The sequence below is a fragment of the Thauera sp. JM12B12 genome (assembly GCF_039614725.1).
Lineage (GTDB): Bacteria > Pseudomonadota > Gammaproteobacteria > Burkholderiales > Rhodocyclaceae > Thauera.
Genome location: NZ_CP154859.1, coordinates 2,098,853 through 2,119,970, shown reverse-complemented (window position 1 = coordinate 2,119,970; position 21,118 = coordinate 2,098,853). Strand labels below are relative to the sequence as shown.

Here is a 21,118-nt window from a genome sequence, read left to right as displayed (position 1 = left end):
ATTCTAATCGGGATGATTTTCTTGTTCGCCACCATCCGTAGCGGCATCAGAGACGGTGCGACGTTGACGCTGAAGGTGATCCTGAGTGGGCTTGGCTTCATCGCGTCGCTCCTCTTGTTGGTCGCACTGGCTGGGTTGTTTGGTTGACGAGAGAGACGACATGAACAGGATTCGCGTACTTGTGTTTGGCGCAACGGGCTCCGGCAAGACCAGCCTGTGCAACGTGCTAACTGGGCGGACACGACCGACCGATAACGACGCGCGTGGGGTGACGAGCAGATCGCATTCCTATGCGCCGTTTGAGGCGCAGGGCCACCGTATCGAGCTGATCGATACGGTCGGCCTCCACGAAAGCACCGAGGGTACGGTTCCAGCCGACAAGGCGATCATCGAACTGGTCGAATTGCTCGAGAAGGCCCGGGACGGCTTCAGTCTCCTGATTCATGTGACCCGTGCCACGCGTATCACCAAGGAGCACGAGGACGACTATGCTTTCTTCGTGAAGAAGATGACTCAAGGGAGGATCCCGGTGATTCTCGCAGTGGCCGGCTGCGAGAACGAGCAGCCCATGGGTGCGTGGGTGGAGCGCAACCGCCAGGCATTTTCAAGTTACCGCTATCGTGAGCTGATTCCCTGCTGCTTTGCATCAGGCGGGGTACTCGAACCACACTATGAGCCGCTGCGGGAGCAGTCTCGTGAGGGGCTGATTGCATCGATCGTGCGCAACGCATTGCTTGAGCCCGAGAAGCTCTACGGTGAAGGAACGGGGAGCTCCTTCAACGAGGCCCTTGCCCGAATATGGAACGAGTTTGTTGAGATCGCCGGTCTGCCGCAGAAGTACCGACGGAGAGTCAACGAATCAGCGTATGACCTACTGAAGCGAATGGGGGTGCCGAAGGCACTGTGTGACGCGGTCGTTGCACACATCCCGGACCTGTTGCAGGAGATCGGTAATAGGGTGCCTGTGCCATTCGTCGGGCGGCTCCTAAAGTTTGTTGCCGAGAAGGCGCTCGGTTCGAGCAAGGGGCGTTGATGGCCGAAACGGCGTCCGGAATGAAGGGCTTGCGGGCAGGCGCTGCCATTTTGGGCGTTGGCGATGCAAGCGCCAGTTGGTCGCGCCTTCGCTTGGCATTACTGGGTTTCGTCACTGCATTGGCGATCGTTCTTGCGCCATCGGGTGAGGTGAGAGCCTTCTGGGGCTCCACCGGAAAAGCGGTCTCCGTCATCGCGAAGATCTCCAAGGCCAGTCAGGCCTTGCCGGAAAACGAGATTGTGCGGCTTGCGCGCCTTGCCGCCGACACCAAGGGCACCGCCCGGGCGGGCGAGGAGTTGGGGCGGCTTAATCTTCCCAATGAGGTGCTCGAAGATGCCTTCTTGCGCATTGCCGTTCATCAGGGACGGATCCCCCGGGCAGAAGCTGAGGGTATGTTCTCCCGCCTGACCGGCGCCCCGGGCTTCCGCACGACGCTACGAAAGGTCGTCGGCAACAGCGAGGTGGGGACGGCAGGCCATTTGTACGAACTGCGCTTGGCTGACGGTGCAGCCGGTCGCGGCATGAAAGTGCTCGGGATCGGCGAGAAATTCGACGATGGCCTGAAGCGGGCGCCGACCGATATCGACGTGCTGCTTGAGCATGGACGAACGACGTTTGCGATCGAAGCGAAGAACTACGCGCCCACCACATTGATGCCGCTCGATCGCTACCGTGCCGACCTGGATTCTCTGGTGGCTTACCGCAAGGTGCATGGAAAGAGGGTGGTGCCGGTTTTCAGCATGAGCAACCGCCCTGAGGATATGCGCTACCTGAAGTTGTTACAGCACGAGGCGAAGAAGCGGGAAGTGGAGTTGATCTTCGGCAGCGCGGAGGAGAGCGTGGAGCAGATCAAGCTCCTGGGAGAGCTGCGATGAGGGGCGTTGTTCTGTTAGGGATGCTGGTGACTCCACAGCTCGGTTTGGCAGGCGATGAGGTCGCGACGTTTGCTGCGTTCTATGAGCCGTCGGGCGTGGTGAACTGGCTGCTGATCAGCCTTATTGCGATCGCTGCCGGTGCCGCCATCTTCTTCACTGGAGGCGCGGCGAGCCCTGCTGTTGCAGCTATTGGAACGTGGGTTGGTGGAACGATGGGTTTGTCGGGAGCAGCTGCAACCAAGGCTGGCCTGGCCCTATTAGGTGGGGGTTCGATTGCCTCGGGTGGCTTTGGCATGGTTGGGGGGGCTGCGCTGCTTACCGCTGCGCTGACGTTCTCGACCGAACTGGCTTTCGACTATTCGTTCGGTGCGCTGTACGCGAAGTACGAGTATCACGAGCTGGTTGAACGGAGCAAAGGTCTTACGACGCTGCCATTGCCCAGGACTACGGGGGGACTTGAGAAGCGGATTACAGCGTTGGACGCGCTCGACGATGTAGACAAGGAAAAGCCACTTGTGGCGCCTGGGAATGTCGAGCTGATCCGTAAGACCATCACCGAGCTGCAAACTGCTGCCGAGAGTGGTGAGTTCGAGCGGCATGAGCAGGCGAGATTGCTCAGCCTGTTGTCGCTGCTGCTGTTCATCGCCAACGACTACCAGTCTGCACATGACCATGCCGAACGTGCGATCGAGATCAGCGAGGGGTTGGGTTTGTCGAGCACCTTGCCAACCTTCGTCCATGCCACAACTCGGTTGTATGACGAAAAACTGCGCTGGCAAGACGCATACGCGGACGGTTTGCGCACTGCGCTTGTCGATGAGCCAAAGAACAAGTTCATCCCGCTGTTGGTGGCGATCTATGTTGATCGACTTTCCTTGCGAATGGACGACGGCTCGGTCGGCCCGGAGGCGCTTGCAGTCATCAGGGCCGTGGTGAATGACCCGTTGCTCGAGAAGCACCGGACTACGAATCTGATCGGGCTGACTGGGCGTTACTTCGTCCGGTTGAAGCTTGCGCAACAGAAGATCGGTGCCCTCGCGACGAGCAACAGTGCACTCATCCAGGGCGATGCCCGCTCGGCCGACGTGCTGGAGCAGACGCTGTCCGATTACGACGTGTTGCTGGAGGGGGCTGAGTCCGCGCTGACCGATCTGCAGGGCACAAACCCATCTCGCAAGGATGCCGAGCAGATTCAGGTGTTCACGAAGCTCTTTGCGGACTACAGCGGGGATCGCCACCGGCTTGAGAGGCTTGTGAACGATTTCCGCGAGCGACAGGCTCAATCCGGCGTAGCCACAGGAGACGAGGTGATATGGCTGATTCTGGGGCCTGTGCTGTTGTTGCTGCTGGTTGCGCTTGTCGGGGTTCGCATGAGAGGAAAGGGGGCTTGAGGGGAAGGGGCAGGCTCAGTGGGGTGGGACAATCATTGCTAAATGCTTTATGGACACCGGCAGAGGTGACTTATGGGTTTCCTGGAATCATTGTTTTCTGGGGCGAGGGCATTCCTTCGAGAAGTGGTCGTACCGGTTCTCCAGGTCGCAAAACAGGTTGCGATCGACACGGTTCGAGCAGTGCTGGAGGAGATAGATCGCTCCGAGTTTGGGCGTGCGGCGACGCGATATATTGATGGCGCGTCACGGCAGTATTTCAACCGTGCTGAAGACCTTGCGGCCGAGCAGAGAGAAATCGCGGAGCGTGCCAGGCGGGATGGAAAAAGATCGTCCCGTGACGACGATCGGCTTCGTGAGATCGATCTCGAACGAAGAAGACTGCGCGAGGAATTGGAGGCCGCCAAGGCAGCGGAAGCGTCAGCTGAGCTGAAAGACGCCGCCACGCAGTTGGTGTCGGCCCCGGTATCTGATGACGAGACCAGCGCTGCGGTGGGGATTCTGTCGTCGCGGGTGTGCCCTACTTGCGGTGGGAGCATGAGGATTAGGCAAGGTGGTTATAACGGGACGACTCGTCGCCGAAGCTTTTACTGGTTGTGCTCTGCGCATCCGGGTGCCTGCCCGACGATCAATTTTGATCCCGCAAAGGAAAACCTGATGGCGCTCAGAAAATCCGACCCCAACCTCGACCTGCCGACGAAGGAAAGGCGCGAGATCTGGGAGCGGAAGGATGTTGTTCGCGAAACCCAGATTCGCTTGCGGCAGCACTTGGGTGAAAAGGACGACGAGGTGATCTGTCCGCACCACCTTCTGCCCATGAAGTTGCTGGAGCAACCCGGTAACAACGGGCTTCTTCTGACTACCTATCAGTACGTGTGTCTGCACGTGGATGACGACGGCCGAGCGTGTCAGCACCGTATCCCGCTTGAGACATTCCCACAGGTTTCTGAGACGCTTAGACGAAGCGAAGGGGCTGGGATCATTCACTGATCCGAGTTCGTGCAACAGGTGTTGCACAAATTGCCCCGCATCAATCTGCGTTTGTGCAAGCAGTGCTTGCACAATTTGAGCATTACAAGGGTCTGAACCAGAGTGAGTCACCAACGCATTATCGAAGCCCTCGAGGCGCAGTTCGCGACCCAGCAACTTTTGTTCTGGGACGACCCCGATGGCGAGTTCTCCGCCTGGGTGGATGGCCTGAGCCTGGAAGGCGTACATGTCCTGCGGCTCGACCGCACGCCAGCCCTGCAGGTGAAGCTCGACGTCGAGCGCGCACCTGGCACGCGCTGGCTGCTCTACCGGCCTGCAGCCGAACCCGATCCGGCAAAGGATTGGCTCCTCGATTTGCGCCTGCGCGGCAGGGCGTTCCGCGCGGACTCGAACTCCATGCTGCTGGACGACCTGGGCCTGACGAGTCAGGCCCTGCGCCCGCATCTGAAGGCGCGCAACAAGTTCCTGCGGGCCAAGGACCGTGTGGAGAAGCTGCGCCGCCTCGTGACGCCGAGTGATGACGCCGAGGCGCTGGACCGCAAGATGCTGGCGGTGCTGGTGCGCTCGGAGCAGGCGGATTTCCAGACCATTCTTCTTCGCCTGTTGAGTTCGATGGTGCATGAGGGCGAGGCAGATCTGGCGGCCGAGCCGCGTGCGTGGCAGGACATCGTCGCCAATGAGCTGGACTCGGCCTTCTGGGCGTTTGCGCTGCAGACGCTGGGGTATGGCGCGGATGGTGTGGCGCCGGCCTTCACCTTGCGGGATCTTCTGTACCGCATCCTGGTGACGGACTTTTGCCGGTCGCTGTCCGGGAAGGCGCCGGAGTCGCTGCGGCATTTTGTGTTGCCGGATCGCACGCTGGCGGCCAACGCGTCGGTGTTTGCCGCGCGGTGGCGGACTGATATGGCCGCCTATGAGAGCTACAACCTGCTGTCGGACGCGGTGGCCGGCGAGATCGGCCTGGATGGGGTGCTGAGCGTGTTGCCGGGCGAGGCCTTGGCCGAGGCCATGACCTTTGCGGTCGTCGAGCGGCGGATCCTGAAGGACTTGAAAGATCGTGTGCTGGCCGGTGCAGGGGCGAGCGATGAGGCGATGCAGGCGCTGATCGCCCGTCGGCGAGATGGTCACTGGGCGAGCCGGCTGATGGCGCAGAGCTCGAGTGAGAGCCGCGCGCTGGCGGCGTGCTACGACGCGATCGAGGCTGGGGCGGCTTTCTTCGAGCTGAAGGCGCGCTTCGATGCGGGCTTCAGCTTTTCCAACGCCGAGGCGGCGCTGACGGTCTATCAGTCCGAGCTGTTCCGCTTCGACCAGTTGTACCGGCATTTCCATGAGGCTGCAGAAAAGGTCGAGCCGATGGGCTGGGCGGTGCTGCATGAACTGCGCGTTCGAATCGAGCAAACCTACACGGGGTGGTTCCTGCCGCAGTTTGGTACCGCCTGGGCGAGGGTCGTCGAGGGCGAGGGGGGCTTGCTGAGTCACTGGACGGCGGCCGGGATGCCGAATCAGCATCGCTTCTTCGATATCCAGGTTGCGCCACTGCTGGCGGCCGGTGCGAAGCGGGTGTTCGTGGTGATCTCGGATGCCTTCCGTTACGAGGCGGCCGGGGAGTTGGTGCAGCAGCTCAACAGCAAGAGCCGGTTCAAGGCGGGGCTGTCGTCGCAGTTGGGCGTGCTGCCGAGCTACACCACGCTGGGGATGGCGGCGCTGCTGCCGCATCACAGTCTGGCCTACAAGGCCAATAGCAATCTCGATGTGCTGGCCGATGGGCAGCCAGTGTCGACGCTGGAGCAGCGCAACGCCCACTTGGCGAAGTATGAGGGCTTGGCGATCAAGGCCGACGAGCTGCTGGCCTTGGGGAAGGACAAGGGCAGGGCGCTGGTGCGCGATCGGCGGGTGATCTATGTGTATCACGACCATATCGATGCCCTGGGTGACAAGCAAGCCACCGAAGGGATGACGTTCCGCGCGGTGGACGAGGCCCTGGCTCAGCTTTCGCAGCTGGTGAGCTTCGTCATCAACAGCTTGAACGGCTCGACGGTGCTGGTCACCGCAGACCACGGCTTCATCTATCAGGAGGCGCCGCTGCTGGCTGCCGACAAGTCGGCGCTCGAAACACAGCCCGAGGGTACCTTGAAGGCGAAGAAACGCTACCTGCTCGGGCGCGGCATCGGCACGTCGCCCAAGGCATGGTGCGGCAACACGGCGCTGACGGCGGGCACGGATCCGGAGGCTAGCCTGGACTTCTGGGTGCCGAAGGGCGCGAGCCGTTTCCACTTTGCCGGTGGGGCGCGCTTCGTGCACGGCAGTGCGATGCCGCAGGAGATCGTGGTGCCGGTGATCACCGTGCGCGAGAGCGAGTCCGACAAGGAGAAGGCGCGCTACGTGGAGTTCAGCCTGCTCGGCGCGTCGAACAAAGTCGTCACCAACACCCAGCGCTTCGAGTTCATCCAGACCGAGGCTGTCTCCGACAAAGTGTTGCCGCGTACGGTGGTGATCGCGCTGCGCGATGGCGAACGGCCGATCAGCAACGAGCAGACGCTGACCTTTGATAGCGCCTCGCAGCTCCTCGACGAGCGCAAGAAATCGGTGTTCCTGACCGTGCTCGCCGGCACCTACGACAAGACGCGCGACTACTGGCTGACCGCGCGAGATGCCACGACCAAGGTCGAGGTGTTGCGTGTGCCGCTGCGGGTTGATCTCGCCTTTACGAACGACTTCTGAAACACACATGACCGTATCCGTGGATACCGCCCGACTTGATCGGCTTCTCAACACCCACTTCGCCGGCAAGGTGGTCCGCAAGGACCTTACCAAGCTGATCAAGGAGGGCGCGAACGTTCCCGTTTATGTGCTCGAGTACCTGCTCGGGATGTACTGCGCGTCGGACGACGAAGCGACGATCCAGAACGGGATGACGATGGTCAAGCGCATCCTGGCCGAGAACTACGTGAGGTCGGATGAGGCCGAGAAGATCAAGTCGAAGATCCGCGAGAGCGGCAGCTACAAGGTCATCGACAAGGTGACCGTGAAGCTCAACGAGAAGCGGGACGTCTACGAGGCGCTGCTCTCGAACCTGGGGGTGAAGAATGCCGAGGTATCGGACGCCTTCGTGCGCCAGTTCGAGAAGCTGCTGGTGGGCGGCATCTGGTGCATCGTCACCCTGAACTACCAGTTCGAGGAGAACCAGCGCGGGTCGCCCTTCACGGTGACCGATCTCAAACCGATCCAGATGCCCAACATGGACATGGCCGGCCTGTTCGAGGGGCGGCGGGCCTTCACGGAGGACGAATGGATTGACGCGCTGATCCGCTCGACCGGTATGGAGCCGAGCTGCTTCAAGGAGCGGGTGAAGTGGCATCTGCTCGCGCGGATGATTCCGCTGGTCGAGAATAACTACAACTTCTGCGAGCTGGGTCCGCGCGGCACGGGCAAGAGCCACATCTACAAGGAAATTAGCCCGAACAGCATCCTGGTGTCGGGGGGACAGACGACCGTCGCCAACCTCTTCTACAACATGAGCGCGCGCAAGGTGGGTCTGGTGGGCCTGTGGGATACGGTCGCCTTCGATGAGGTGGCTGGCATCAACTTCAAGGACCACGACGGCGTGCAGATCATGAAGGACTACATGGCGTCCGGCTCCTTCAGCCGGGGCAGGGAGGCGATCAACGCCAATGCCTCGATGGTCTTCGTGGGCAACATCAACCAGAGCGTCGAGTCCCTGGTGAAGACCAGCCATCTGCTTGCACCGTTTCCCGAGGCCATGATCGACTCGGCCTTCTTCGACCGCTTCCATGCCTATGTGCCGGGCTGGGAGATCCCGAAGATGCGCCCGGAGTTCTTCACCAACCAGTACGGCCTGATCGTCGACTATCTGGCCGAGTACCTGCGCGAGATGCGCAAGCGCAACTTCGCCGACGCGATCGACAAGTGGTTCAAGCTCGGCAATAACCTCAACCAGCGCGACACCATCGCCGTGCGCCGGACCGTTTCCGGCCTGCTCAAGCTGATCTGCCCGCATGGCGAGTACGACAAGGAGATCGTGCGCCGCTGCCTGGAGTACGCGCTGGAGAGCCGCCGCCGGGTGAAGGAGCAGCTCAAGAAGATCGGCGGCATGGAGTTCTACGACGTGCACTTCAGCTACATCGACCTGGAGGCGGGCGAGGAACGCTTTGTCACGGTGCCCGAACAATCGGGCGGAGCGCTTATCGCGGAAGGCCGGCTCAACCCGGGCACCCTGCACACCATCAGCCTGGGCGACACAGAGATGCCGGGCGCCTATCGCATCGAGATCCAGACCCTCGCCGGCGGCGGCAAGGTCTCGGCGTCGGGCCTGGCGCCGCGCGAGGCGGTCAAGGTCGCCTTCGATTACTTCAAGGCCAACTCGGGCCGGGTGAGCGCATCGATCAAGCCGGGCGAGCACGACTTCCACCTGCATCTGGTGGAGCTGCAGCACACCGGCACGCCGAAGGCGCTGACCCTGGCCGGGTTCATCGCCCTGTGCTCAGGTGCGCTCGCCAAGCCGGTTCAGAGCCAGATGGTGGTGATGGGCGACATGAGCCTCGGCGGAACGGTCGTCCAGGTGCGCAACCTGGCCGAGAGCCTGCAGGTGGCCTTCGATGCCGGCGCCAAGCGGATCCTGCTGCCGATGTCGAGCGTGACGGATATTCCGTCGGTGCCTGGGGAGCTGTTTGCGAAGTTTCAGACGAGCTTCTACTCGGATCCGGTGGATGCGGTGTTCAAGGCGTTGGGGGTGGAGTGAATGTCGACGAGGTGCCAGGCCCTCGCCGACGTTTCCGATCAAGCGCCGATTGGGTTTTGTCTGGAGTCACACGACGCGAGGGAACCGATCGGTACCTGAGGCTAACGCCAACCCAGCCAGTGGGGCCGCATCGGGAGCGGCTCGTTCGACGCTTGGCGCACGGGCGTGCTTGTCTGCGCAGGCGGGAAGGGATTGGGGACGAACTTGCCGAGCGCTTCGCGCTGGCTGGGGGTCAGGCGCCGGTCGCCCGTGGATTGCGTGCTGATCATGGTCTTGCTCCATGCCCCCAGTTGAGCCGGCGTGACCGGCCTCGCGGGGGCGAAGAGGCGGTGACGCTTTAGCCGGTATTTGTCATCCGCCCCGGCAAGTTGTCGTTAATGCCGGCGGTTGGGTGCTGGGCGCCCGTGAGGTGCTGCAAAAAACAAAAGACCCGTTGGCCATGCAGGCTCAGCGGGTCTCGTCAGGCCGCTTTAGCTGCATTTATTACGCGCCCGCAAGCTGTGATCTCAAATCGGCGCGATGACCGGATTAAAGCGGAGGGGCATTGGGGCTGTCAAGGCGAAGGCAGTCGTTGGGCCCTGGCCGCCGTGCCTATAATCGCGGCCGGTCATCAAGGTGCGCATGGCCCATGCGCCACGTCCTGGAGAAAGGTGTCGAGCATGGAAGCGGTGGCAGTCATAGATTTCGAGACCACGGGGTTGTCACCCGCGCAGGGCGATCGCGCCACCGAGATCGCAGCAGTCATCGTGGAGGATGGTCGTGTGGTCGACCGCTACCAGAGCCTGATGAACGCGGGCGTGGGGATTCCCGCCTACATCGAGGCGCTGACCGGGATCACGAATGCGATGGTCCGTAGCGCACCCTCAGCGGGCGAGGTCATGCGCGAGGTGCGTATTCCGATGAAACCCACCACCTGTTCCACGGCAATGCATGCCACTCATTCCACGCCAAACGGGGCCATCGATCCCGGTCTAAACCCAGCCAGCGAATCCACCTCAAAGTTGGCCATGGATTCCGAAGTCTGTCACCAGGTATCAATGCAGATTTCGCCGATAAGCCTCGATCACAGTCGCGTGCTCGGCGCTCCCGCCCCGAAGAGAAGGCCGTAGGCCTGAACGTAGGGGCGGGAGCGCCGAGCGTCGCCCGACCGGTTGGCGCGGACTCTGTGAACCAGGCCCCTCTTGCGTAGTCGCCCCCGCTTGTATCGCTTGACAGAGCGCAATCAGTTGGTCCGCCAACGTAGTCGAGCTAACTGTCGGAACTAACCCGTTGTCCCCATTGGCGGCCCCCATCGATTGCCACCGGCTGCAGTACGGGTGTAGCAGGTCATCAACGGACCAACGCGAGCCGTCCGCTTCTGCCGGTCCGATAAGCCGCGTACACGACATATTTCCGGAGCCCGCCTTCGCCTGGTGTCAAGCGACACGAAGATTTAACCCCCTGACGACATCTGGAATTGACCCTCCCTGGGTTAATCAACTCTCCGACGTGATCGGGGTGGGGGTGGGGGTGGGGGTGGGGGCAGCGGCCTTCTGCAGAAGGCCGCTGCGGCGCTTGTCGCGCAGCCGGTAGCTGTCGCCCCGGATCGTGATGACCTGGCTGTGGTGCAGCAGCCGATCGAGGATCGCGGTGGCGGCCACCGCGTCGCCAAACACCTGTCCCCACTCGCCGACCGGCCGGTTGCTGGTGATCAACATGCTGGCCCGCTCGTAGCGCCGCGACACGAGCTGGAAGAACAGGTGCGCAGCAGCCGGCTCGAGCGGCAGGTAGCCCAGCTCATCGATGATCAGCAGCTTGGGCTTCGAGAGCTGCAGCAGTTTCTCCTCGAGCCGCCCGTCGGCGTGCGCCTTGGTGAGCCCGGCCATCAGCGCCGCCGCCGAGGTGAAGAGCACCGTATAGCCACGATCGACCGCTTCACGCCCACGGACTAAACCGCTCGCGCGGTAGGGGTGTGCTGAACCGCTCGTGACGAGCATCGGAGTTCGTGGTTTCCATCGGCAGCAGGCTTGCCATGTTGGGAGATGAGGCAATTGGCCTCGTCTTCGACAGGAGCAAGCCATGGACAGCCCGACTCGTCCCGTCAGCCCCTTGCGCCAGCGCATGCTCGACGACATGCGGATGCGCAAGCTCACCCCCAAGACGCAGAGTGCATACATTCGCGCGGTGTGCCGGTTCACGCGCTACTTGGGACGCTCGCCCGATACCGCCACCGTGGACGACCTGCGCAACTACCAGTTGCACCTGGTCGATACCGGCACGTCGCCGATGTCACTCAACGCCGCGATCAGCGGACTGAAGTTCTTCTTCGACATCACGCTCGAGCGCGGCGAGCTGATGGCGCGAATGCAGCCGGTCCGGTTGCCGCAGCGCTTGCCGGTGGTGCTGAGTCGCGAAGAAGTCGCGCGCCTGATCGCCGCCTGCACCAATCTCAAGCACCAGACGGCGCTCTCGCTCGCCTACGCGACCGGACTGCGAGCAAGCGAAGTGGTCTCGCTCAAGGTGAGCGACATCGACAGCTCTCGCATGACCTTGCGGGTCGAGCAAGGCAAGGGCCGCAAGGATCGCTACGCGATGCTTCCGCCCTTGCTGCTCGAGCGGTTGCGTGTCTGGTGGCGGGTCGCTCGGGCGCAGGGCAAGATGCTCGACGGCGGCTGGCTGTTCCCGGGCCTTAACCCGATCGACCCGCTGAGCCCGCGCCAGCTCAATCGCGCCATTCGTGCCGCCGCCCTGGCGGCCGACATCGACAAGCGGGTGTCGATGCACACGCTTCGCCACTGCTTCGCGACCCACCTGCTCGAACAGAAGGTCGACATCCGCATCATCCAAGCGCTGCTCGGCCACAAGAAGCTCGACACCACGGTGATCTACACCCAGGTCGCTGCCGACCTCCTTCACGAAGTCGTCAGTCCGCTGGAGAAACTGCAGCCGGTGTAGGCGCATCGTGGTCCGCCCCGCACTGGAGGTCGCGGACATCTTCCGCGCCTTCGGGCCGGCTTGGCGCCTCGCCCAGCACGGCCACCTGAGCCTCGGGCAGTTGAAGGTCATGTCGGCGATCGAACAGTGCCGCACTGCGGCGCTGGGCGGGCACGTGCTGCGCTGTGAGGCCTGCGAGCAGATCGACATCAGCTACAACTCGTGCCGCAACCGGCACTGCCCGAAGTGTCAGGCGCGGGCCGCCCAGCGTTGGCTCGAGGCCCGGCAGGCGGATCTGCTGCCGGTCGAGTATTACCACGTGGTCTTCACGCTGCCGGCGCCGATCAGCGCATTCGCCTACACCAACAAGGCGCTCGTCTATCGGCTGCTGTTCGAGGTCGCCGCCGAGACGCTGCTCACCATCGCTGCCGATCCGAAGCACCTCGGCGCGACGATCGGCGCCACGCTCGTGCTGCACACGTGGGGTTCGGCGATGACGCACCACCCGCACGTGCACGGCATCGTCCCCGGCGGCGGCCTGTCGGCCGACGGGCAACGCTGGATTGCCTGCCTGCATGGCTTCTTCTTGCCGGTCCGCGTGCTCTCGCGGCTGTTCCGGCGGCGTTTCCTGGAAGAGCTGGCGAAGGCGCATCACGCCGGGGCGCTGCGCTTCTTCGGCGAGTTCGCCCCGCTGGCACAGACGGCCGCGTTCCTGCGCTGGCTCGCGCCGCTGCGCACGAGCGAATGGGTCGTCTATGCCAAGCGACCCTTCGCCGGCCCCGAGGCGGTGCTCGCCTACCTGTCGCGCTACACCCATCGGGTGGCGATCTCGAACCGTCGCCTGGTGTCGCTCGACGCGGGCAGCGTCTCGTTCCGCTGGAAGGACTACCGTGCCAAGGGGCGCACCCGCCACAAGACGATGACGCTCACTGCCGAGGAGTTCATGCGCCGCTTCCTGCTGCACGTGCTGCCATGCGGCTTCCATCGCATCCGGCACTACGGCTTGCTCGCCAACGTGGGACGGCGGCAGAACCTGGCACGTGCGCGGGAACTGCTTGGCGCAACGCCTCCAGACGAGCCACGCACCCTCGCCTCGGTGCCGGAAGCCACGGCGATGTCGACCACGCCCACCACCGGCTTCGTGTGTCGCTGCTGTGGATCGGTGATGCGTGTCATTGAGACCTTTGCTCGGGGTGCGACGATCCGCGCACCGCCACTCCAAAGGGCGACCTCATGACCAGGCATCGTCTCCACGCCCGTAGCCTACCGCCAGCACCCGTTCGGACGGGCCTGGTCGAGCCCCGCTGCGCCCGCCACTGGCATTCGCGTCATAAGCCTGCGCTGCAGGAACGTCGCCCATGCCACCGAAGGCGCGCAACGGCTTCACGCAACACGCCGCGCCTGGCGCAGCACCATGCTCATCGCGTACCTGCGCGATCGGGCGGCACTCAAATGCCCATAGCGCCGCTCGCCGACTGAACGGCCTCGCCTCGTTTCGCGGTTTCCTCCCTGGAGCTTTGTCCAACGCCTGCCCGTCCGGCCCGGGCAGGCCATCGCGCCTCGCGCGGGAGGGGCAGGCGTCGAACAAAGCTAGACCGAGGGCGACCGCCAGATGCGTCTTGCCCACGCCAGGCGGACCGAGCAGCAGCAGGGCCTGGCCATGCCCGATCCAGCGACCGGTGGACAGATCCCGAATCTGCCCCGGATCGATCGAGGGCTGGGCGTCGAAGTCGAAGCCTTCGAGCGTGCGCACGCATGGGAAGCGGGCGAGCTTCATGCCCATCTGGATGCGTCGGCTGTCGCGTCGGGCGACCTCGCGCTCGGCCAGGAATAGCAGCGCTTCGCGCAGCGTCATCTGTGCCCGGCTGGCTTCGTCGAGCAGGCTGTCGAGCTGGTCGCGGATCGCCGTCAGGCGCAGCCGAGTGAGTAATTCGTCGAGTCGGTCGGGATCGATCATCACCAGCCTCCTCCGACGAGCGCCTCGTACTCGGCCAGCGGGCGCAGCAACGCATCGGTGGGCGGCGGCGCCTCGATCTCGACCGGCGGCGGCGATCCACCCAGCAGATGGCTGCGCTCGATGCTGCGCCCCCGACTGCCGGAGAGCTCCGCATGGCGAGCCACTTCCTCGCCGGCGTACTCGAACACCACGGTGTCGGCGCTGACGACGACCGTGACGGTCTCGCCAATCAAGCGCCACGGCACGCTATAGGCGTTGGTGTCGAGCTCGATGCAGCCCTCGGCATTGACCCGGCGCACGAGCTCACGCACCTGCAGGAAGGGCACGATCCCGTCGACTGGACGCAGGTGATCGCGCTCCAACTCGAAGCGCTCGGCGGGCATGACGCCCGTCGTGCCGTGAATGCGCACATCGGCCACCTCGCGCTGCCAGCGCGCCAGGTGCGCCTCCATCGCGGCCCAGCTCTCGAAGGCGTGACCGGCGATGGCGTTCTTCTTCACGTAGCCTACGCCGTTCTCGGTCTTGCCCTTGGTGCGGGCCCGAAACGGCGCGCACGCCTTGGCCCGGATATCCCAGTGCCGGCAGAACGCCTCGAAGCGGCTGTTGAGTCGGACCTGGCGGGTCTGCATGTCGTGCTTGTCGACCAGCGCCTTGGCGTTGTCGATGAGCAGCGTCTGCGGCCGTCCGCCGAAATGGGCAAACGCTGCCTCGATCCCGGCAAACCACGCGCTCTGGCGCTCGTGCCGGAACGCGCATGCAAACCCCCGGCGCGAAAAGCCCAGCGTCGCCACGAACAGGAAGACCCGCACCGGCTCGCCGCCGATCAGCACACGCGTCTGGCCGAAGTCGATCTGCATCTGCTCGCCCGGCGCGGTCTCGAAGCGGATCGTCGCACGACGACTCGCCTCCAGTTCCTGGCGGAACCCTCGGCACGCGCGCTCGACCGTGCGCAGGCTCGTGTCGATCCCGAGCTCCTTGCTCAACTGCTGACGTACCACGTCGCAGTTGCCCCGGTGCTGCAGGAAACGCTCCCGCAGCCATGTTTCATGACCGCCCAGCACGCTGTCGCGCTGCGGCTGTCGGTAGGGCACCGGCCCGCCCGCGTTCAGATACCGCCGCACCGTGTTGCGCGCGATGCCCAACGCTCTCGCGATCCGCTTCGCACCCCACCCTGACTGCCCCAACCGAACGATCGTCGTGACCGCCTCCGGCTCCAACATCTCCTGCACTCCGCAAACCAGACGGCGTACAGGATTCAACTCCATGTGCTTCGTTTCCAACGATGACCTCCTTGCGAACGAGGGGGTCAGTTCCTCGTGTCGCTAGGGGGTCAATTTACGGTGTCGCCTGACACCTGGAGCCATCCGCCATAGGCGCATTTGCCCCGCTTGGAGCCCAAGCGTTCCGTTAGCTGTGATCACCGTCGGGAAGATAGAATCAAGAACGCGCCTCTCTTGCCCCGATGCAGATCGCCTAACCGGTGGATTAACGTGAATATAAGGCAACGAATCGATAGTCCGGCCAATCCGGACGATACGATCAAGACGCTAGTGGCCATGTTCAGTTTTTGCGACTACGCGCCTGGACAGGGGGAGCAGCAGAGCCTGAAGTCTTTGAAAGGCAGCGCTGAGGCGCAGGCGAGGTTGAGGGCAGTCTTCGAAGCGCCGCGCTTTCGCGAGGCAGGGTTCAAGGTACTGGATCTTGCGCCCTGCCCTGACGCGGGTGCAGTCCTGAAGCGGCTAAAGGAGGTCCGTGACCTGATCACGTCACGCCCTGAACTAAACGTGGTGCTGGTGTGGAGCGGTCACGCGCGGACTTTCGATCGTCGCCTGAGGCTGGCCACGCCAGAGTGCGTGGATCCGCTCGACGAGGCATCCGGGGTGCCCGCTGACGAACTCATCACGCAGTGCGGCGCGAAGATGGCGCGCAACTTCTGCGTCGTGATCGACTCCTGTGAGGCCGGCGGTGCGTTCCTCGATTTCGCCGGCGTGGCTGCGTCGGTCCAATGGAGTCCGGTCGAGCATGACCGTTCGTTCGCAGCGTTCTATGCAAGTTACCCCTTCCAGGAAGCGAAGGACGGTGTCTATCTCAACCTGATGGCTTCAGTGCTGGATCGAGGTCCATCCGAGCAGGCTGAGGCCAAATTGCGTGGGATATACGGCAACTTCGGCTTCAGCGATAAGAATCGCCTGCTCAGTGCGCAGGAACTGGACCAAGGTATTCTCGGGGAAACCCTCGCAAACCCCGCGAATGCGCATGGGGTCCGCATCCCCGGAGCTTCCGTGTTTGGCAGGCAGTACCTCTTTCCGAATCCGCGCTTTCGCCCCAATGCGCGGGCCTGTCTTGTAGATCGCCATGCGCTGGAAACGCATTTCCTGCCCAAGGCGCGCGGGATCGAGTTCAACGATATCGACGACGACGGCTGGCATTTCGCAGGCCGCGTCCAGGCAACGCGGGACGTTCTCGAATGGATAGCCTCCCCTTCGAACAGCAAGCGGGGAATTTACGTCTTGACGGGAGAAGGCGGAACCGGGAAGTCCGCCTTGATGGGCCGCTTGATTGCGCTATCAGACCGTGATGTTCGAGAGCATATTCGGGCCACAGGCTGGAAGGAAGACGAGGATCGTGCCAGAGGTACGGTGCCACCCGACGACGCGTTCGCTGCGGCCCTGCATTTGCGCAGCCTGACGGCCCAGGACACTGTCGAGCAGCTGGCGGAGTTGCTTGCACTGAATCGTCCCGATTCTGCGGAGTCTTTCGTCGAACACGCCGAGGAGAGTGGCAAACCCGGCACGCTGCTCGTGCTCGATGCTCTCGACGAAGCAGAAACCCCCGGGGCCATTGCCCTTCGTGTAATACGTCCGCTGGCAAGGGTGGGCTGGCGGATAATCGTCGCCACCCGCCGCAGCGCAGCAGCGCGGGGGACAGACGACTTGATCGCACTCCTCGCCAGCTCCGGCACGGTGCGCGATTTGGATGCAGAGCCGCAGACGCACAACGACATCAAGGCCTACGTCTGCGAGCGCTTGCGTAACGGAAACTCACCTCAGTTCGACGGCAACCCTTCACTGATCGAGTCCGCAAGCGAGAAGATTGCGGAGCGAGCAAGCGGCAAGTTTCTGTACGCGAGGATTGCCACATCTAACCTGCTGCGTTGCATCGATGAGATTACCGAGAAGACGCTCGATGCCCTGCTCGGCAACGGCCAGGACATAGGCGAGGTTTTCGAGAAGGACCTCAAGCTGCTCGACGGGGCGTTCCAGGCCCGTTTCAAACGGCGCGACCGCGGCGCGACCCGGATGCTCACGGCCTTGGCATGGGCGCAGGGCAACGGCGTCCCGGTTCGAGATGGCCTGTGGGCGGCGATCGCCAACGCCCTTCTGACGCCCCTAGCAGCGAGCGCCCTGACTGAAGTGAAGGACGAGCATATCCATTGGTTACTCGCCGAAGCCGGCCGCTACATTCTTGAAGATGGAGACGGCGAACAGGCAGTCTATCGACTCTTTCATCAGTCACTGATCGAACACTTTCACCCTTATTCCGAGGCCGAATCGGGCAAGGCTCACGCCGTCGCTTTGGCGCTCGACCACGTGGTCGGCATACAGGGTGGATGGCGGCATGCCAATCCCTACCTACTGCGGCACATGGCCGCACATTGGGCTGCCTGCCAACCCCAGGTAGGTTTGCATCAGTTGCTGCTGGATTTCGCCTTCATCCGCGCGCGCTTGAACAAGACGGGTATCCAAGCGCTGCTGAGTGACTATGACCGTGTCGATGAGCCACAGCCCTTGCCCATTTCACAGGTAGCTCGAACCCTGTCGCTGACGGCGCACATCCTGTTCGAGGACCCACAGCAACTCATTCCCCAGTTACTTGGGCGGCTTCCACCGGACGACGGACGATGTGAGCAGTTGCGCAATGACGCACGTCAGGCGATCGATAGGACGGTGTTGGTTCCCCGACTGGGCGGACTTCGTCAGCTCGGCAGTCTGATTCGGGTCCTACACATAACGCCCGTGGCGGGTCGACTCGGCGGCATCGCCTTTAGTCCCGACGGTAGTCGGCTGGCGACGGGTGGTTTCTGCGGGATGGTGCGATTGTGGGACGCCAACACAGGCGCGGCACTGGGCGGGTCGCTGTGCGGGCATGACGGGACTGTCAGTAGCGTCGCCTTTAGCCCAGACGGTCGCCGACTGGCGTCGGGCGGTACTGATGGGACAGTACGTTTGTGGGACGCCAACACAGGCGCGGCACAGGCCGAGCCGCTGCGCGGGCATGAGGGGCCTGTCAGTCACGTGGCCTTCAGCCCCGACGGTCGCCGACTGGCGTCGAGCGGTACTGATGGGACAGTACGTTTGTGGGACAGCAAAACAGGCGCGGCACAGGGCGAGCCGCTGCGCGGGCATGAGGGGACTGTCAGTAGCGTGGCCTTCAGCCCCGACGGTCGTCGACTGGCGTCGGGCGGCAATGACGGTACGGTGCGGCTGTGGGACACCAAAACGGGCGCGGCACAAGGCGAGCCGCTGCGCGGGCATGAGGGGACTGTCAGTAGCGTGGCCTTCAGCCCCGACGCTAGTCGGCTGGCGACGGGTGGTCACGACGGGATGGTGCGATTGTGGGACGCCAGCACAGGCGCGGCACGGGGCGAGCCGCTGCGCGGGCATGATAACTATGTCTTGAGCGTGGCCTTCAGCCCCGACGGTAGTCGGCTGGCGACGGGTGGTGATGACGGGATGGTGCGATTTTGGGACACCAAAACAGGCGCAGCACATGGCGAGCCGCTGCGCGGGCATGAGGGGGCTGTCAGTCACGTGGCCTTCAGCCCCGACGGTCGCCGACTGGCGTCGCTCGGCGATGACGGTACGGGGCGGCTGTGGGACACCAAAACAGGCGCGGCACAGGGCGAGCCGCTGCGCCGCCATAGAGGGGGCGTCTGGAGCTTGGCCTTCAGCCCAGACGGTCGCCGACTGGCGTCGGGCGGTACTGATGGGACAGTACGTTTGTGGGACGCCAACACAGGCGCGGCACAGGGCGAGTCGCTGCGCGGGCATGATAACTATGTCTTGAGCGTGGCCTTCAGCCCCGACGGTCGCCGACTGGCGTCGGGCGGTACTGATAGGACAGTACGTTTGTGGGACGCCAACACAGGCGCGGCACAGGGCGAGCCGCTGCGCGGACATGAAGGGTGCGTCCGGAGCGTGGCCTTCAGCCCCGACGGTAGTCGGCTGGCGACGGGTGGTGATGACGGGATGGTGCGATTTTGGGACGCCAACACAGGCGCGGCACAGGGCGAGCCGCTGCGCGGGCATATTTTGTGGGTCTGGAGGATGGCCTTTAGCCCCGACGGTCACCGGCTGGCGTTGGGCGGTGCACATGGGAAGGTGTGGCTGTGGGATGTCCGCACGGGTTCAGCAAAGGGCGAACCGTTGGACGTGCATGCTCCGATGGCGATGATGGTCAGTGTCGCCTTTGGCCCCGATAGCACCCAACTGGTGTCCGGTACCGAAGACGAGACCGTACGGGTCTGGAACTCAATAACCGGCGAGTGCCAAGCGGTGTTGAGGCTGGACGCATCCGTGTATGCAGTGGCAGTTTGCGGTAGCACGTCACACCTGCAAATTGCAGCTGGGGACAGCTTGGGCCATCTAATCTTGATTGATCTTGTGACGCCGTCCGATCATCCTTCTGCGACCACCAAGACATAATCTGATACCCGCGACCATCGCCCATCCTCAGGCTGCACCGTGAGAAGCCAACTTCCTTCCGTCGGTGTGCCAAGGTCGATGTCCAAGGGCTGACCGCTGCCTGGTACACGTGCTCGCGTCGAGAGCCAAGGCTTGGGAACCCCGACCGGACTCAAACTCGCTGTGACGTTGGCACCTTTATCCAGCGTGTCCACCTCGATCACCAATCGGTCGCCCTCCCGGATCGCAGCTGGAGACTTGAGACCAAGGATGGCACGGTCCGTGACTGTGCTGCCCCCCATGTAGGCCCTTGCATCCTGGGGAAGAAGCCAGTTCTTCAAGACCTCCAGTACCTGCGATGAGGCCGGCATGCCTACATGCTTCTCGGCGACGACGACGGCATTCGACGTGTCGCCCCATTCCAAGGGGATCGCGGAGACTGCGGCCACCGTGCCGTCCCCACGGTTAGCTGGGTCAGTCATTCCCCCAGGTGCAGCCATGGGGTCAACGGTGGACGCTTCTAGCCTGCCATGATGAAGAATCGCGGACAGGATGGTCGGCTGGCGTCGGTTGATGAGGCAGCGAATGTTATAAGGCGGTGCCGCTTCCGCATCCATCCTCTTTACCACCGGCTCGCGGATCGCCGCGTGGAATTTTGCGGCATGCTGGAGCATGCGCCGGTCCAGCTTCAGCAAGGCATCCCACTTTGAAGGCACATTGCCTGAGGGCCGGGTGGAGCACTGCGGAACCGGCAGGTAATCCCCTAAGCCGTAGACATCGAACAGCCCAAACGCTTGGCCAATTTCACCGCCAGGCTCGCTCAGCATTGGACGCAGAACCGGATATTGAGGCAACAGTTCATAGACTGAAGGCAGGCTACGAACGAACGACGACACGTCGATGATGCCTGCTAAACACATGCCATTGACGAGCACGTCGAGTGCCTTGGCAGTGCCCCGGTGAGGCGTGCCAAGGGTGATGAGTTCCCGCGTGATGTCGGCCCCACCGAGATGTTCGCAAAAGTATCGGGCGACCAGCCCGCCCATCGAGTGGGCCACGAGCCAGAGTTTGGCGCCCTCGTTTCCGCTGGAGCGCTTCCATGCATTCAACGCAGGGCGCACCACATGGTCGAGGTGCTCGGCGGCCCATCGGTTCGAGGCACGCCAGTCATATGGAAATGTGAGAACCTGTTCGTCAGGGCACTTCACGCAGCGGCGCAGCATGGCAATGAGCGAGTCGTAGTCATCATTGCCGAAAAAGCCGGGTAGCAATTGGTACTTGAAGACGGCTCTTGCAGTGACTCCGTCATTTGGGGGGCTGTCCATACTCAAATCATGGAGCCCCTCCGAAGTCAGGGTCCGTAAGGTTCTTGGTAAGGCGGCGAGCGTGAGGTCGTAAAGCAGTGTGCCGTCTTCTCGCTCGAGCCGAGAGCCAAAAATGCCCGGAATTACCACGATCAGATCACCGAAATCGGCCATCGAGCATCTCCCGACTCCACTCAGCATCGTTCTCGATCAGA

General features: G+C 63.1%; 14 protein-coding genes, 1 pseudogene and 1 riboswitch. Of the genes and pseudogenes, 11 read left to right on the top strand and 4 right to left on the bottom strand.

The features are described from left to right. Positions 1-21: 21 nt before the first annotated feature. The 8 genes and pseudogenes from AAG895_RS09505 to AAG895_RS09470 all read left to right on the top strand — a co-directional run. On the top strand, positions 22-147 hold the full coding sequence (locus tag AAG895_RS09505; protein WP_281054840.1) for a hypothetical protein: 126 nt from the start codon (positions 22-24) through the stop codon (positions 145-147). Between the two features lie 13 nt (positions 148-160). Next, a complete protein-coding gene (locus AAG895_RS09500) occupies positions 161-1,033 on the top strand; it encodes a GTPase domain-containing protein (RefSeq protein WP_345791779.1) in 873 nt (290 codons plus the stop codon). Continuing rightward, on the top strand, positions 1,033-1,908 hold the full coding sequence (locus AAG895_RS09495; RefSeq protein ID WP_345791778.1) for a hypothetical protein: 876 nt from the start codon (positions 1,033-1,035) through the stop codon (positions 1,906-1,908). The genes AAG895_RS09500 and AAG895_RS09495 overlap by 1 nt, the downstream gene beginning before the upstream one ends. After that, positions 1,905-3,299 carry a hypothetical protein gene (locus AAG895_RS09490; protein ID WP_345791777.1) on the top strand — a complete coding sequence of 465 codons (1,395 nt, stop codon included), beginning with the start codon at positions 1,905-1,907 and terminating at the stop codon, positions 3,297-3,299. The genes AAG895_RS09495 and AAG895_RS09490 overlap by 4 nt, the downstream gene beginning before the upstream one ends. Positions 3,300-3,371: 72 nt before the next feature. Then, entirely contained in the window at positions 3,372-4,286 is a 915-nt protein-coding gene (locus tag AAG895_RS09485; RefSeq protein ID WP_345791776.1) for a hypothetical protein, read from the top strand. A 102-nt stretch (positions 4,287-4,388) separates the two neighbouring features. Beyond that, positions 4,389-7,007 carry a BREX-1 system phosphatase PglZ type A gene (pglZ, locus tag AAG895_RS09480; RefSeq protein WP_345791775.1) on the top strand — a complete coding sequence of 873 codons (2,619 nt, stop codon included), beginning with the start codon at positions 4,389-4,391 and terminating at the stop codon, positions 7,005-7,007. Positions 7,008-7,014: 7 nt separating this feature from the next. Next, entirely contained in the window at positions 7,015-9,045 is a 2,031-nt protein-coding gene (brxL, locus tag AAG895_RS09475; protein WP_345791774.1) for a protease Lon-related BREX system protein BrxL, read from the top strand. A 449-nt stretch (positions 9,046-9,494) separates the two neighbouring features. Next, positions 9,495-9,573: riboswitch (SAM riboswitch) on the bottom strand. Positions 9,574-9,704: 131 nt separating this feature from the next. Beyond that, positions 9,705-9,935: pseudogene (locus AAG895_RS09470) on the top strand (exonuclease domain-containing protein); the annotation flags it as partial. Between the two features lie 585 nt (positions 9,936-10,520). Here the strand turns inward: AAG895_RS09470 and AAG895_RS09465 are convergent. Continuing rightward, positions 10,521-11,021 (bottom strand): ATP-binding protein, encoded by a 501-nt coding sequence (locus AAG895_RS09465; RefSeq protein ID WP_345791773.1) that lies wholly within the window; start codon positions 11,019-11,021, stop codon positions 10,521-10,523. Positions 11,022-11,103: 82 nt separating this feature from the next. On the opposite strand from AAG895_RS09465, the gene AAG895_RS09460 reads away from it, so the two are divergent. Together AAG895_RS09460 and AAG895_RS09455 are read left to right on the top strand one after the other, a co-directional pair. Further along, complete coding sequence (locus AAG895_RS09460; protein ID WP_345791772.1) at positions 11,104-11,979, top strand: site-specific integrase; 876 nt, start codon at positions 11,104-11,106, stop codon at positions 11,977-11,979. A 7-nt stretch (positions 11,980-11,986) separates the two neighbouring features. Further along, a complete protein-coding gene (locus AAG895_RS09455; RefSeq protein ID WP_345791771.1) occupies positions 11,987-13,195 on the top strand; it encodes an IS91 family transposase in 1,209 nt (402 codons plus the stop codon). Here the strand turns inward: AAG895_RS09455 and AAG895_RS09450 are convergent. Both AAG895_RS09450 and istA read right to left on the bottom strand, forming a co-directional pair. Next, positions 13,190-13,915, bottom strand: coding sequence for an ATP-binding protein (locus AAG895_RS09450; protein ID WP_345791770.1), 726 nt, complete (start codon positions 13,913-13,915; stop codon positions 13,190-13,192). The genes AAG895_RS09455 and AAG895_RS09450 overlap by 6 nt on opposite strands. Further along, entirely contained in the window at positions 13,915-15,180 is a 1,266-nt protein-coding gene (istA, locus tag AAG895_RS09445; RefSeq protein WP_345795271.1) for an IS21 family transposase, read from the bottom strand. The genes AAG895_RS09450 and istA overlap by 1 nt, the downstream gene beginning before the upstream one ends. Positions 15,181-15,405: 225 nt before the next feature. Between istA and AAG895_RS09440 the strand changes: the two genes are divergently transcribed. Further along, positions 15,406-19,620 carry a hypothetical protein gene (locus tag AAG895_RS09440; protein ID WP_345791769.1) on the top strand — a complete coding sequence of 1,405 codons (4,215 nt, stop codon included), beginning with the start codon at positions 15,406-15,408 and terminating at the stop codon, positions 19,618-19,620. Here the strand turns inward: AAG895_RS09440 and AAG895_RS09435 are convergent. Beyond that, complete coding sequence (locus AAG895_RS09435) at positions 19,593-21,077, bottom strand: hypothetical protein (protein ID WP_345791768.1); 1,485 nt, start codon at positions 21,075-21,077, stop codon at positions 19,593-19,595. The genes AAG895_RS09440 and AAG895_RS09435 overlap by 28 nt on opposite strands. Positions 21,078-21,118 lie beyond the last annotated feature (41 nt).

Bases quoted from the DNA above. Each gene is read 5' to 3' on its own strand.
- istA (WP_345795271.1), bottom strand. From the start codon at position 15,180: ATGGAGTTGAATCCTGTACGCCGTCTGGTTTGCGGAGTGCAGGAGATG.
- AAG895_RS09450 (WP_345791770.1), bottom strand. From the start codon at position 13,915: ATGATCGATCCCGACCGACTCGACGAATTACTCACTCGGCTGCGCCTG.
- AAG895_RS09435 (WP_345791768.1), bottom strand. From the start codon at position 21,077: ATGGCCGATTTCGGTGATCTGATCGTGGTAATTCCGGGCATTTTTGGC.
- AAG895_RS09485 (WP_345791776.1), top strand. From the start codon at position 3,372: ATGGGTTTCCTGGAATCATTGTTTTCTGGGGCGAGGGCATTCCTTCGA.
- AAG895_RS09495 (WP_345791778.1), top strand. From the start codon at position 1,033: ATGGCCGAAACGGCGTCCGGAATGAAGGGCTTGCGGGCAGGCGCTGCC.
- AAG895_RS09460 (WP_345791772.1), top strand. From the start codon at position 11,104: ATGGACAGCCCGACTCGTCCCGTCAGCCCCTTGCGCCAGCGCATGCTC.
- AAG895_RS09465 (WP_345791773.1), bottom strand. From the start codon at position 11,021: ATGCTCGTCACGAGCGGTTCAGCACACCCCTACCGCGCGAGCGGTTTA.
- AAG895_RS09500 (WP_345791779.1), top strand. From the start codon at position 161: ATGAACAGGATTCGCGTACTTGTGTTTGGCGCAACGGGCTCCGGCAAG.
- AAG895_RS09490 (WP_345791777.1), top strand. From the start codon at position 1,905: ATGAGGGGCGTTGTTCTGTTAGGGATGCTGGTGACTCCACAGCTCGGT.
- brxL (WP_345791774.1), top strand. From the start codon at position 7,015: ATGACCGTATCCGTGGATACCGCCCGACTTGATCGGCTTCTCAACACC.